The following is a 13,867-nucleotide window of genomic DNA, read 5'->3' as shown; positions in this document are numbered from 1 at the left end:
CAAAACCTTATGAGCAACACTTTTTATGTAATAAAACCTGTTAATTCATTTAAATTGTTTTATGTCAAAGATGGTTTTCATAGCACTTTATTTTGTAGGTATTAATTACGATAAGAACCATAATAAATAACATATATTTAAGGTAAACATATTATAGTTTAAAATGATTATTTAGTACTTTTGGAATGTTACATTCCCTTAAAACTTTCCTAACCGTACAAATTTTAAAAATATTGCTTTTGAAAAAGAACATTTTATTTAGTCTTCTGACTATTTGTACCCTACAATTTTCAATATATGGTCAAGAAAAATTCACAATTAGTGGAACGATCTCCGAAAAATCAAGTAACGAAACTCTTATTGGTGTAAATGTTATTTTTCCAGAAATGGGAAAAGGAGTTGTGACTAATGAGTACGGCTTTTATTCAATAACACTACCACAAGGCAACTACAAACTACAAGTTAGTTATATAGGGTTTCAAGATATCGTTCAAGAAGTTAATCTAAATGAAGATAAAAAATTTAATTTTCAGCTTAGCGAAGCATCAGAAACACTCGAAGAGGTAATCATTACAGAAAAAGCAGAAAAACTAAACATCAAGACTCCACAAATGAGTCTTAATAAGCTTACAGCCGGAACCATTAAACAAATTCCTGTCGTTCTTGGCGAAGCCGATGTTATTAAATCTATTATCCTGCTTCCTGGAGTAACTAGTGGTGGTGAAGGAGCTTCTGGTTTTAATGTTCGAGGTGGAGCAGCAGATCAAAACCTAATCTTACTCGATGAAGCTACCATTTTTAATTCATCTCATCTTTTTGGTTTTTTTTCAGTATTTAATCCAGATGCAATTAAAGATATCAAACTTTATAAAGGAGGTATACCTGCCAAATACGGGGGGCGAGTATCATCGGTATTAGATATTTATCAAAAAGAAGGGAATAGTAAAAAATTTAGAACAAGCGGTGGTATTGGTGCAGTTGCCAGCAGGTTATTATTAGAAGGGCCAATCGTTAAAGATAAAGGAGCTTTTTTAGTTGGTGGTAGAGCATCATATGCACACCTTTTCTTACCTATTGTCGACGATGGGAATAATAATGTAGCTTACTTTTATGATCTTAACACCAAACTTAATTACAAGTTAAATGATAATAACAGCTTATATTTATCTGGGTACTTTGGAAGAGATGTATTTGCTATAAGTGAAAGTTTTGAGAATACATATGGTAATACTGTGCTTAATTTAAGATGGAATCATTTATTTTCAGACAAGTTGTTTTCTAATCTTTCGGTTATTTATTCGGATTATTTTTATGGCCTCGAACTTGATTTTGTAGGTTTTGAATGGGATTCGGGAATAAGAAACTTTAACATCAAATACGATCTTAATCACTATATCAGTGATAATTTTAAACTTAATTACGGGATCAATAATATTTATTTCAGATTTAATCCTGGTGAAATAAAACCCAATAGTGAGGATTCGGGGATTATTAGAGAAAAACTAATTGATAAATATGCCAATGAATTTGGAGCTTATATCGATGCCGAACATAAGGTTTCTAACAATTTAACCTTACAATATGGAGTGCGTTTAAGTAATTTTATACGATTAGGGCAAGATGAATTAAACATATACCAAAATGATAATCCATTATTGTTTAACGAAGAACTTCAAATTTATGAAGGAGCGGATCCCATAAGTACCGAAAGCTTTAGTCGAAGCGATCAAATCGAAACCTTCACTAATATAGAGCCGAGAATAGCGCTAGCATACGCATTTAATGACAATACTTCAATTAAAGCAAGTTACAACCGAATGGCTCAATATTTACACCTTTTATCAAACACAAGCTCCCCTACTCCTTTGGATGTATGGACGCCCAGCGGGAAATATATAAAACCGCAATTACTTAATCAATATGCTATTGGTTATTTTAAAAGTATACGAGATAATGAATATTCTCTTGAAATTGAAGCTTTTTACAAAGACATTAAAAATCGTATCGATTATATAGATGGTGCAGAACTTATCGCTAATAATGCTATAGAACAAGATATTCTTAATGGTAAAGCTAGAGCATATGGACTAGAATTATTGCTAAGAAAGAATGAAGGGAAATTTAAAGGATGGTTAGCGTATACTTTGTCAAAATCTGAACAAAAAACGCCAGGGAGAACACTTCAAGAACCAGGGATTAATAATAATGAATGGTACAATACACCTTATGACAAGACCCACGATATTTCCTTTAACGGAAGTTATGAATTAAATGAGAAATGGAAATTTGGAACCAATTTTGTATTCCAAACGGGACAACCTACAAATTATCCTACAGGTCAATTTGAATTTCAAGGACTTGTGGTTCCTGTCTTTGATTCGCCTAGAAATAGTGAACGATTACCATCATATCACAGAATAGACATTTCGGCCACATTAACTCCAAGAAAAAACAAAAATAGAAAATGGAAAGGAGAATGGGTTTTTAGCATTTACAATCTGTATAACCGTAGAAATGCAGCATCAATAAGTTTTACAAGGAACACCGATACTTTTGTAAATGAAGCTACAAGAACTTCAATTTTTGGTATCATACCTGCTGTTACTTATAATTTTAAATTCTAGAAAATGAAGAAATTACTATATATATTAGTTTTAACATTGATCGTTACAAGTTGTGAAGATGTAATAGATGTTGACCTTCCTAATGGTGCACCCAGATTGGTCATAGATGCCTCTTTTGAAACCTATCTAAATGAAACTCCAGTTGACATAGAAGGTGGCGTGCGTTTAACATTATCCGCCCCATTCTTTGATGATGAAGTTCCCACGGTTAGTAATGCAACAGTTTTTATAACTAACCAAAGTAATAATACCATAATTAATTTTGCAGAGTCTATTGAACCAGGATTTTACACACCAGAAATAGTCGAATTTATTCCCGAATTCAATACATCATATACCCTTACTGTTATCTACGATAACGAAACATATACGGCTACAACAGAACTTGTACCTACAGTTCCTATTGATAATATTGTGCAAGGAGATGCAACTCTTTTTGATGGAGATGAAACTGAGGTTATTATATTTTTTACAGATGATGGAGCCCGAGATGATTATTATCTCTTTGATTTTGATTTCAGTTTATTTCTAGCTAGCGAGGATCGTTTTTACCAAGGAGAATCTTTTAATTTTTCTTACTTCTACGAAGATATGATTGCTGGACAAAATCTTACTATTAAAATATTAGGTATCGATGAACGCTATTTTAACTATGCTAATCTATTGATAGAACAAAGCGAACAAGAAGGGGGCAATCCTTTTTTAACACCTCCGGTAGTATTAAGAGGAAACATCATAAATACCACAAATCCTGATAATTATCCATTAGGTTATTTCAACCTTTCTGAGGCTAGCAGATTAGGTTTCACTGTAGAGGAGTAGTATTTATTGCAATAAAATAAAGCAACCATTTTTCTTGACATCAAAAATCAGTATTTTTGACGCATGTCATTTATAAGAACTACCGAACAATCCTCTCATTATGATCATTTAGAAAAAATGAGTATCAATGAGCTACTTACAAACATTAATACCGAAGATAATTCGGTACCTATAGCTGTAAAAAAATCAATACCTCAAATTGAGATCTTAGTCACTCAAATTGTCGATAAACTCAAAAACGGTGGTCGACTCTTTTATATGGGTGCAGGAACTAGTGGCCGATTAGGAATAGTTGATGCCAGTGAATGCCCACCTACTTTTGGAGTTTCGCATGATTTGGTTATTGGTTTAATAGCTGGTGGAGATACTGCTATTCGTAGCGCAGTTGAGTTTGCCGAAGACGATACAAATCAGGGATGGAAAGATCTTGAAGCATATCATATTTCTGAAAATGACGTAGTAATTGGTATAGCCGCTTCTGGCACTACCCCTTATGTTATCGGAGCATTACAACAATGCAACCAGCATAACATTATTACCGGTTGCATAACATGTAATCAAGGAAGTCCTTTGGCCACTACGGCAAGGTTTCCCATTGTAGTTACTGTTGGTCCCGAATTTGTAACAGGAAGCTCGCGTATGAAAGCTGGTACTGCTCAAAAATTAGTGCTAAACATGATTTCTACCAGTACGATGATACAATTAGGTCGTGTAAAAGGTAATAAAATGGTAGATATGCAACTAAGCAATAATAAATTGGTAGATCGAGGGACACGTATGATTATGGAAGAGCTGGATATTAATAGAGAAAAAGCCGCCTATTTATTAAAAAATCACGGAAGTGTGCGTAATGCAATAGATAATTATGAAAGAACCAAATAGAACTAATAAAGATTTGCTAGGTAAAGGGGTACAACGTATGGCGATTGCTCTAATTTTTATGTTTATTAGCCCAGCTATCATTCACTCTGCTTTCAAAAATCAAGATCACCCATTATATATCCCTATATTGATATTAGGTCTAATTGGTGCTGTATTTGCTATATTCATGGCTTTTAGAGGGCTAAGAACTATTATGGAATCTATGTTCGGTAAGAAGAAGTAATTAAAAAATTAAACACATTACCCTTTACAATCAAATACCTTCTCTTTTATTAACAGGTGTAGTAGGGTTATAGCCAAATCCCGGAATTTTGATTTCAATATTTAATCGATCTAATATGTACCCTATAGTTGCATAATGATGAACCGCGTGACTATTAGCATGAGATAAAATGCTTTCTAACGTATAATTTACAGTTACCTTACCTTGCCCCATATTATCAGTAACATGAATTAAGTAGTCCGTATTTACATCTACATAAGAAACTAATGTTTCCTGTAAATTATAAATATGAAGTTTTGCAGCTTCTTTATCTGTAGATATAATTTCATCTCGTTTACGAGCCGTTAAATCAATATCATTGGTGTCCAAACCGTTAATAATACAATCAAAAAAATCCAAAGTATGCCTTACATGAGACCCTATACTAGAGTAATAAGGGCCAATAGAAGTATCTTGATAGGTTTTTAAATCTATAGCGTCTAATAAAGCGATCGCATTATTAAGATTATGATTAATTGCGGATATAATATGTTGTTTCATAAAAAATATAGACGTAATATACATAATTAACTTACAACAAAAATCTATCTAAGTGTAATTTTTATTTTTTTGCCATTACTTTAAAATATTAAAGGAAGATTACCGTTTTGGATGATATACACAGACCATAATAAAGCTCATTCTTACAAGGCAGTAGGATATGTATCACCAAAACTAAGGTTTACCCGTAAAAATTAAGATAAAATACGTATTTTATCGATTAATGACGTTTTTTTTTGGACGTTACATAAAAAATATTGTATTATTGCTTAGTGATTCAAAAGCCCCCATATGATGAAGAAAATCTCACTTATTTTATTCTTATCTTGTTTTGTCCTCCAAATTAATGCCCAGGATTTGTATGAAGATGCCCTAACTGCAGCTAGTTATGCATATTCTCATAGTAAGAAAGCGCATGGAGCAAATAACGTTTATCATACACAAGAATATGCTGATAAAGCTATAGAAGCTTTTGAACAAGTTGAAGATTTAGCTGATCAATGTGGTTGTGAAAAGGCCAATGAAACGGCATATGCAGCAAAAGAAGACATGGTAAGCTCGTTGCAACAAGATACATATGAGCGTAGTAGATTCTTTGCTAAACGCGCTAAAGATTTAGGATCCAAATTACTAGAAGAATTAACGTTTTGTCAAGCTAATGCTGATACGGATGTATATGCAGATCAAGCTTCTATAGAAGAAAATGAAATCGCTGAAGTAGCTGAAGAAGTTTCTATGAAACAACAAGAATTAGAAGCAAAACGCCATCAATTAGAAATAGAGCAACAAAAATTAGAACAGCAAATTGCCGAACAGAATAGAAAAAAAGCAGAATTTGAAGCAAGACGCGCTGCCGAATTTAAGGAACAATCATTAATAAAATCTAAAGCTGAGCTTGCATTAAAGAAACTTGAGAGTGCTTTACAAGAATTAAGTGTTGTATTAAATGACGAATCAAGATTCGAAGCTCAAGCAGATTATTTACGAAGTGAAAATGAGTTGAAAAACGAATCTTTAGATGATACAAAAAGTTTTTATGTGAATAGAGCAAAAGAACTTACTCAAACAGCTATGCAACAGTTTGCCAGTTATAATATGGAAAACTAGTTCATTAAAATACCGAATTTTATTTTGTAGCCCCAAAATAAAATTTTTTTAAACGACACCCCTATAGGTGTCGTTTTTTATTTACCTATATCCAATAATTTCAATTATATTACCTTAATACCCCAAAAGGTTTCCCGTGCTCCTTTGGTAACTCTTTGCGGTTATAAGTAGTATCAAATCTCGGGTCTGACACATATGACATTCGTTTGTGCTTAATCACTTCAATACTTAAAAAGCCAAACTCTGAAACCACTTTCCCGGTAATTTGATAAACACCTTTGCCCCTAAAAGGATACTTTTTTGCTACCGGAGGAAAATGTACCGTATCTATCCATTCTCCTTTCTGGTCCAAAAAAGTTCCAAAATACATTCGATCTCCTTTAGAAGTACTTGTGTTTTTAACTGTAATTAAGTAGCCATAGATCACAATAATTTTATTTAAATACTGAGTTAAATCAGTATTTAACAAACTACTACTCGGAGATGTTTCTAACAAAATAAAAGGATCGTAGAGAGTAAAATTCAATAATTCTAATTGATCAAAAGCACTCTCCAAATCTGTAATTGTAAATTTTGGTAATGTAAAATCTTTAACATTTATCTTAAAAAGCTGTTTCTGTAATTCATTAATACTAATATGATTACATTTATAATGAGCTTCCCATAATAAACTTCGTTTATCCTTACCTAAAGATCTAAATGCATTAATTCTAATCAGAATATCCAATTGTTCAATAGAAAGCGGCACGCGTTCCATAAAATTATCTAAAGAGGTAAATACTCCATCTACTTTGGCATCTATTATTTTTAACATTATACGTTTTTCAAGTCCTTGTAAATGCTGAAAACCTAAATAAATTTCTTTTTTATGAATTGTAGTTTCTATTGAGCTAAGATTAATACAAGGCGCATAGATAGTAGCACCATTCATTCTCGCTTCATGCAAATACGTCTCTACACGATAAAACCCTCCGCCATTATTAATTGTTGCCACCATATACTCCAAAGGATAGTAACATTTCAAAAACAGACTCTGATAAGATTCTACAGCATATGAAGCCGAATGTCCTTTTGCAAAAGCATAACCCGCAAAACTTTCTATCTGCCGCCATACTTCAAAAATTACATCATCGGTTTCTCCTCGTTCGCGACAATTAGAAATAAACTTATCTTTTACTGTCTGAAATTCTTCTCGTGATCTATATTTACCACTCATTCCTCTTCTCAACACATCAGCTTCGCCCAAATCCAGTCCTGCATAGTGGTGAGCTACTTTAATTACATCCTCTTGATATACCATCACCCCATAGGTGTCAGGCATAATATCCCATAACACGGGATGCGCTTGTTTTCGTCGTTCAGGATTTTTATGACGTAAGATATATTCTCTCATCATTCCGCTTTTGGCTACTCCTGGACGTATAATAGAGCTTGCTGCTACTAGTGTTAAATAATCACGTACGCCTAGTTTTTTTAATAGCATCCTCATTGCAGGGGATTCTACATAAAAACACCCTATACATTCTGCTCTTTCGATCATTGCATTAATATTAGGATCTTCAAAAAAAGGTTTGGCATTATGAATGTTGGGTAAAGTAACATCCGGATAATTTTCTTTAATGATAACAATAGCATCCTTTATTTTTCCTAATCCTCGCTGTCCTAAAATATCAAACTTATATAATCCCACATCTTCTGCTATATGCATATCAAACTGAACTGTAGGAAACCCTTTAGGTGGTAAGTGGGTGGCAGAAAAATAATGAATAGGTTTCTCTGAAATAATAATTCCAGCTGCATGGATGCTTATATAATTTGGTCGTCCGTGTAGAATTTTTGCATACTTAAGTACCAGTTTAGAGAGTTCATCTAATTTTTGATAATCATATTTACCATCACTTAACTTGTCTATTTCATGTTTAGGAAGTCCAAACACTTTTCCTAATTCTCGTACTGCTCCACTATGCTTAAAAGATACATAAGCTCCCAATAGAGCAACTTGATCATTACTCCCAAAAGCTTCAAAAATAAAGCGAGTAACATCCTCTCTATCCCAACTAGAAAAATCAATATCAAAATCAGGAGGACTAGCACGATATAAATTCATAAAACGCTCAAAATACAAATCCAACTCTATTGGATCCACATCGGTAATCTCTAATAAATATGCTACGATACTATTTGCTCCACTTCCGCGACCAACATGATAATAATCTTTGGATTTTGCATACTGAATGATTTTCCAATTAATCAGAAAAAAACTTACAAAATTTTGTTGCTTGATTAAAGAAAGTTCTTTCTCTAAGCGTTCACGTATAGAATTTGTTACTACTTCATAGCGTTCTGGTAATCCTAATTCGCAAAGGCTTACAAGTTTTTTATAATCTGTATCAATACTATCGAAAACAGTTCTTAAGTTTTGATTTTTTCTGTTTTTTGAAAAGTTAAACTCTATACTACACTGAGTAAGCAGATGTGTTGTATTTTTAATAATATGTGGATAATTTTCAAAAGCCTCTTTAAAAACTCTTGAAGAGCGCATTGTATGTTCAGGCTTACCTTGCTGTATTATAGATAATTTACTTAGTAAGATATTTGTATCGATAGCCCGTAATAATCGATGTGTATTAAAATCACGTTTATTGCGAAAAGTAACAGTATGTAATATTACTAATTTATCAGTAAACTCACTCAATTTTGAAAATCGCAATTTATTAATATCAGTAAGCTCTACACCAATAAATTCATTCGCCAAAAAATTAGTTTTACCTATAGTTAATAATCTCTCAAATGGATAAATAACTACACTATCATTAAAAGATGGTGCCTCATCTGGAAAAACCTTTTTTTCATGCAAATGCTTAGAAAGAAAATGATTTAGTTCTAAAAAACCTTGATTATTCTTTGCAAGGCAAACATAACATTGTTGAGCATCATTACGAAAATCAATTCCTACAATAGGAATGATATTATAAGAAGGCGCTTTCCTTATAAAATTTAAGCAAGCCGAAGTATTATTAATATCGGTCAAAGGAAAATAGGTGCACCCTTGCTGCTGTGCCATTTCCAAAAGTTCAATTTCGGAAATAGTACCATATCGCAAACTATAATATGAATGATTATTTAAATACATTTAATTTCAAATTATTGTGTCCTATGAGCCAATACAATAGGTGGTTCTCCATTAAATGGATTTATATAATTCCCGATAGTTCGAGCCCCTTCTCCCATTGTGGCAGCACGCATGATACTTCGGTCTCCATAGCGAATTCGTATACTATCCATAGCCTTATACAGGTTTACTGTTTTCTTTTCGTTATCAAATAGGTTAATTTGGTACGTTCCTGCTGTTAAACTGCTATACCGAACACCTACAAGACGTATCAACAATCTTCGAGTAAATAACTTATCAAAAAGCTCCATTACGATGGGTATCAAATGATGATCTGCCGATGTGTACGGTATTTTAAGTTGTTTTGAATATGTTTGAAAATCTGAATAACGAATCTTAATAGTTACACAAGAAGTAAGCTTGCCACCTCTACGTAATTGAAAAGCTAAATTCTCTGCCATTGCAGTAATTGTAGTTTTAAGAGTAGTAATATCAATTGTATCTTGGCCATATGTGCGCTCACTTGATATAGATTTTCGCTCATGATATTCTACCAAAGGTGTATGATCAATACCGTTGGCACGTTGCCATATAAGCCGACCGTTTTTTCCAAAAACAGAGGTCATCATCTCAACAGGCATTTGCTGTACTGTATGCACATTTTTGATTCCCATATTACAAAAAGTACGATAGGTTTTCTCTCCTACCATTGGGATTTTTTTGATCGATAATGGGGCTAAAAATGTTTTTTCGTAACCCGTATCAATTTTTAATTGATTATTTGGTTTAGCCTCATTAGTAGCAACCTTAGAAACTGTTTTATTTACTGAAAGTCCAAATGATATTGGCAATCCTGCTTCGTTAATAATTTTATTTCGTAATTCTGAAGCAAACTTATAACAGCCAAAAAAACGGTCCATACCTGTAAGGTCTACGTAAAATTCATCTACACTAGCTTTTTCTAAGACTGGTACTTCACTTTGTAAAATCTCAGTTACTTGTTTTGAAAACTTAGTATATGTGCCTGCATTACCACGTATATAAATTGCATTAGGACATAATTGTCTAGCCATCTTCATAGGCATTCCTGAGTGAACACCATATGCTCTGGTTTCATAACTCGCTGCACTAACTACTCCGCGATCTCCCGTACCTCCCACAATTACAGGCTTATTGTTTAATCTGCTATCCAAAAGACGTTCGCAGGACACAAAAAAAGTATCCAAATCGAAATGTACAATTGTAGTATTCATAATTATTCCTTTTACATATATAAAACATTGTTTTCCCCATGTTTTCGTAAATAACTCTTGATGATTTGCGTTGTATGATATGTATGTTTTTGTAATATCAAAAAGGTTTCAAAATCATCCAAATGTGATACTTGTTCTGATTGATGTATAAAACCAAACCCTTTATAAATCCCCTTTTTTATCATAACAAAACTATGCTCATCTATAGTCCTACCTTTTTCTTTTATTAGGTAAGTCTCTTTTTGTTTCATTAAAGATGATAATGCTTGCTGTACTCTTATATTATATAATGCCACTGATTCTTTACCATGACATATTCCTTTACAATTCTTAATACGATAATGTGAACATCGAGTTGAAGTATTTTGAAGACTACAATACCGCGGACACAATTGGTAATCAAAACATAATCGCTCTAATTGTTCTATAGCATCAGATTGTTTATAAAACACTTCTAATGAATGATCTGTTCCTTTTGATCTATCTATAGCAAGTTGTATAACACCTCTTCTATTTATATACTGTATGATCCGATATGGAGCTATTGCCTTTTTTTGAGCACGATTAAATTTTGGATAGTGTTTTTGAATTTTATCTGCTTCTAGTAACAATGCAATCAATTCATTACCTGTGACCTCATAGTCAATAGTATATGTATTTTGTCCAAGAGCATATTCTTTATTCTTTTTATCATAAAAATGACTAATCACTCGTTGCTTAATATTCTTTGCCTTACCTGCGTAGATAACCTTTCCTTTTTGATCTTTAAATAGATAAATGCCTGTTTCTATAGGTAATGTATTAATTGTATTTGCATCTAGGTGTGGAGGAAGTGTAGCTTCTTTAGAACGTGCATTTAAAAAAGAATTTATCATTATAAATTCAGAATCAAGTTCTAATATTCGTTGAAATAAAATTACAGTAGCATCAGTATCTCCTTGAGCACGATGTCGATCTACTAATGGTATTGAAAGTGATGCGCAAAGTTTACCCAAACTATACGAGAATAATCCAGGGATTAACTTTCTAGATAAACGTACCGTACATAGTTTTTTCCTAGTAAAAGTATACCCGCTATTTTTAAACTCATCTCTAATTACATTATAATCAAAATTAACGTTATGGGCTACAAAAATGGCTCCTGTAGTTATTTCAATAATACGTTCTGCTATTTCATAAAACTTAGGAGCATCTCTAACCATATTATCATCAATACCTGTAAGCCCTGTAATAAATGGTGGTATATTTTGTTCTGGATTAACCAGAGACGTAAACTTATCAATGATTTTGTCTCCTTGTAATAACACAACACAAATCTCTGTGATACGGTTACCCAAAATACCTTTTCCGGTAGTTTCTACATCAATAACTGAATATAACTGGTCGTGCATTATACTTTTTTTAAGAAGTACAAAAATAGTACAAAAAAATCAATTATTGGAATATTTCCTATAATTAGGAATTATTCCTAATTACTGTGTGCCTAAAAACTATTAAAAGGATACTAAGGTGTTATATCACAATCAAATTTCACTTTTACTTTATGTAATTCATCCCAGATCGGATCTTGAAATTTTTTAGGAGATAATCTGAAATAAACAAAATGTTTTCCCTGTTTGTTACAATAAGATATTGATATTTTAGTATTCAAAATTATCATTTCTTTCTTAAAGAAAGCCTCATATACTTCAATGATACCTTCAAAAGATTTGTCTTCTTCTTTAAAAGAAGCAACAGTCTTAGGTAGTTTTTTAAAAAATCGAAACTTTGTTATCAACCCCATTTTCATTAAACCAGTAAAATAAATATTCATATCCGATTCAATTTTTGTAATGGTCAAATCAGGATTTTCGTCTAAGCTCCATAAAAAAACATAACTAAAATATGACTCACTATTAATATCTCCCCAACCTTCAGCAAAACGTATATGTTCTTCTCCTTTATAAGGTAATGATCGCGCAAATAATAATGGAAATTCTAACACCTCTTGTCTCCAAGAATCAGGAGCTTCTAGTAAATTATCGGTTTTTACAGTTTTACAATTTACAACACATATACATACTCCTATGATTGTTATGATTTGTGAAATTTTCATAAATACATTGTTTATAGATAAGATCACTACAAATAAAAACACAATATTTACGCTGTTTTCATAAATGGGACGAATGGGAAGTTTTTGTGCCAAGATGGAAAAATCCAACACCAATTATAGCAAAATAACAAGTCTATTATTATCTATATAATGAATCAAATAATGAAATCCTTGATCTAGAAACCGGAATTATAGTCGACATACCTTCAATTGTAAGTTGATATCCTCTAGCATTACCTTTTATTACTAAAACCCTATTAATGTTAATCACATAAGAACGATGACACTGAAACAAAAAAGGATGTTCTTTTATAGAGTTATTAATATTAGTAAGTGTATTTCTTAATAAAGAAAAAACAACTTCATGATCTTTCATATAAAACACTTCTATATAATTACCCCAGCTTTTAATCATAATAAGATCTTGAGGAAATATCTCAATATGTTCTTGTTCAGTTTTAGAAGTAAAACGTATTTTTATTGCAGTAGGTTTTAAAGAAACTTCCAAATTTTGCTTAGAGAAAAAAGAATCTTCTCTATCATTTATAGGTTTATCTAAAAAATAATATTGAACAAATAATGATAATGGGATAAATAACACTTCAAAAATCAAAACATATTTTAATGATAATCCTAACCACGTTATATAGTTTTGATTTATAAAACCTCCGTTACTTAAGTTTATGAAAAAAGAAAATACAAGAAATAGTATCACATCAAAAAGAACTTCGATACTATTATTTATAAACTTTCTATTCTCTTTTCTCCATTGTTCATAAAAGAAATAAGGAACTACAACTCTTGTAAATAATGTTGCTAACAACACTAAAAATGCAGAAAGGAATGAATCTCCAAGAGTTTTAAAAAACGTATAGGATCTATACTCAAATGGTTGAAATAAAACAAGAAGTAAAAAGGCTAAACTACTAAATAGAATAGGGATTATTAATTTATCTTTTGAAGATAACACACTATTTATAATTCTATTATACATGCCATACTCTATTTTATATCAAATAATTAGATATGATAAAGTTAGTAGGTAAAAGATTAGTATACAAATTAGTTTCTTAGGCTTTTGAGCATAAAAAAAACCCTTCATTATAGTAATGAAGGGTTTTCAAAGAAGGCGGCGACCTACTCTCCCACGATTGTAGTACCATTGGCGCTAACGGGCTTAACTACTCTGTTCGGAATGGTAAGAGGTGA

Annotated in this window: 11 protein-coding genes and 1 rRNA gene; 5 read left to right on the top strand and 7 right to left on the bottom strand. The window is 32.0% G+C overall.

The features are described 5' to 3' along the window. The first annotated feature begins 185 nt into the window (after window positions 1-185). The 4 genes from DK508_RS01345 to DK508_RS01330 all read left to right on the top strand — a co-directional run bounded on the left by DK508_RS01345 (window position 186) and on the right by DK508_RS01330 (window position 4,551). Window positions 186-2,624 carry a TonB-dependent receptor gene (locus DK508_RS01345; protein WP_109298945.1) on the top strand — a complete coding sequence of 813 codons (2,439 nt, stop codon included), beginning with the start codon at window positions 186-188 and terminating at the stop codon, window positions 2,622-2,624. Between the two features lie 3 nt (window positions 2,625-2,627). Continuing rightward, a complete protein-coding gene (locus DK508_RS01340) occupies window positions 2,628-3,446 on the top strand; it encodes a DUF4249 family protein (protein WP_109298944.1) in 819 nt (272 codons plus the stop codon). Window positions 3,447-3,509: 63 nt separating this feature from the next. After that, the gene (murQ, locus tag DK508_RS01335) at window positions 3,510-4,328 is read left to right on the top strand and encodes an N-acetylmuramic acid 6-phosphate etherase (RefSeq protein ID WP_109298943.1); all 819 of its coding nucleotides are present in this window, start codon (window positions 3,510-3,512) and stop codon (window positions 4,326-4,328) included. Beyond that, a complete protein-coding gene (locus DK508_RS01330) occupies window positions 4,312-4,551 on the top strand; it encodes a DUF6095 family protein (protein WP_109298942.1) in 240 nt (79 codons plus the stop codon). The genes murQ and DK508_RS01330 overlap by 17 nt, the downstream gene beginning before the upstream one ends. A gap of 30 nt (window positions 4,552-4,581) precedes the next feature. Here DK508_RS01330 and DK508_RS01325 read toward each other — a convergent pair whose 3' ends face one another. Beyond that, window positions 4,582-5,091, bottom strand: a complete 510-nt coding sequence (locus DK508_RS01325) for a hypothetical protein (RefSeq protein ID WP_109299236.1) — start codon at window positions 5,089-5,091, stop codon at window positions 4,582-4,584. A gap of 291 nt (window positions 5,092-5,382) precedes the next feature. Between DK508_RS01325 and DK508_RS01320 the strand changes: the two genes are divergently transcribed. After that, the gene (locus DK508_RS01320; RefSeq protein ID WP_160114513.1) at window positions 5,383-6,198 is read left to right on the top strand and encodes a hypothetical protein; all 816 of its coding nucleotides are present in this window, start codon (window positions 5,383-5,385) and stop codon (window positions 6,196-6,198) included. 109 nt (window positions 6,199-6,307) lie between these two features. Here DK508_RS01320 and DK508_RS01315 read toward each other — a convergent pair whose 3' ends face one another. The 6 genes from DK508_RS01315 to rrf all read right to left on the bottom strand — a co-directional run. Next, a complete protein-coding gene (locus tag DK508_RS01315; protein WP_109298940.1) occupies window positions 6,308-9,331 on the bottom strand; it encodes a DNA polymerase III subunit alpha in 3,024 nt (1,007 codons plus the stop codon). 11 nt (window positions 9,332-9,342) lie between these two features. Continuing rightward, window positions 9,343-10,563, bottom strand: a complete 1,221-nt coding sequence (dinB, locus tag DK508_RS01310) for a DNA polymerase IV (protein WP_109298939.1) — start codon at window positions 10,561-10,563, stop codon at window positions 9,343-9,345. Between the two features lie 11 nt (window positions 10,564-10,574). Next, the gene (locus DK508_RS01305; RefSeq protein WP_109298938.1) at window positions 10,575-11,954 is read right to left on the bottom strand and encodes an exonuclease domain-containing protein; all 1,380 of its coding nucleotides are present in this window, start codon (window positions 11,952-11,954) and stop codon (window positions 10,575-10,577) included. Between the two features lie 113 nt (window positions 11,955-12,067). Then, entirely contained in the window at window positions 12,068-12,658 is a 591-nt protein-coding gene (locus tag DK508_RS01300) for a hypothetical protein (protein ID WP_160114512.1), read from the bottom strand. A 139-nt stretch (window positions 12,659-12,797) separates the two neighbouring features. After that, on the bottom strand, window positions 12,798-13,652 hold the full coding sequence (locus tag DK508_RS01295) for a LytTR family DNA-binding domain-containing protein (RefSeq protein WP_109298936.1): 855 nt from the start codon (window positions 13,650-13,652) through the stop codon (window positions 12,798-12,800). A gap of 130 nt (window positions 13,653-13,782) precedes the next feature. Further along, window positions 13,783-13,867 (bottom strand): 5S ribosomal RNA (gene rrf / locus DK508_RS01290); the annotation flags it as partial.

Source organism: Aquimarina sp. AU474 (genome assembly GCF_900312815.1).
Taxonomy (GTDB): domain Bacteria; phylum Bacteroidota; class Bacteroidia; order Flavobacteriales; family Flavobacteriaceae; genus Aquimarina.
This window is presented reverse-complemented; position numbering and strand designations above follow the sequence as displayed.

What these genes read in the sequence shown, in the direction of transcription:
- DK508_RS01345 (WP_109298945.1), top strand. Translation starts at nt 186, where the DNA reads ATGTTACATTCCCTTAAAACTTTCCTAACCGTACAAATTTTAAAAATA.
- DK508_RS01340 (WP_109298944.1), top strand. Translation starts at nt 2,628, where the DNA reads ATGAAGAAATTACTATATATATTAGTTTTAACATTGATCGTTACAAGT.
- murQ (WP_109298943.1), top strand. Translation starts at nt 3,510, where the DNA reads ATGTCATTTATAAGAACTACCGAACAATCCTCTCATTATGATCATTTA.
- DK508_RS01330 (WP_109298942.1), top strand. Translation starts at nt 4,312, where the DNA reads ATGAAAGAACCAAATAGAACTAATAAAGATTTGCTAGGTAAAGGGGTA.
- DK508_RS01325 (WP_109299236.1), bottom strand. Translation starts at nt 5,091, where the DNA reads ATGAAACAACATATTATATCCGCAATTAATCATAATCTTAATAATGCG.
- DK508_RS01320 (WP_160114513.1), top strand. Translation starts at nt 5,383, where the DNA reads ATGATGAAGAAAATCTCACTTATTTTATTCTTATCTTGTTTTGTCCTC.
- DK508_RS01315 (WP_109298940.1), bottom strand. Translation starts at nt 9,331, where the DNA reads ATGTATTTAAATAATCATTCATATTATAGTTTGCGATATGGTACTATT.
- dinB (WP_109298939.1), bottom strand. Translation starts at nt 10,563, where the DNA reads ATGAATACTACAATTGTACATTTCGATTTGGATACTTTTTTTGTGTCC.
- DK508_RS01305 (WP_109298938.1), bottom strand. Translation starts at nt 11,954, where the DNA reads ATGCACGACCAGTTATATTCAGTTATTGATGTAGAAACTACCGGAAAA.
- DK508_RS01300 (WP_160114512.1), bottom strand. Translation starts at nt 12,658, where the DNA reads ATGAAAATTTCACAAATCATAACAATCATAGGAGTATGTATATGTGTT.
- DK508_RS01295 (WP_109298936.1), bottom strand. Translation starts at nt 13,652, where the DNA reads ATGTATAATAGAATTATAAATAGTGTGTTATCTTCAAAAGATAAATTA.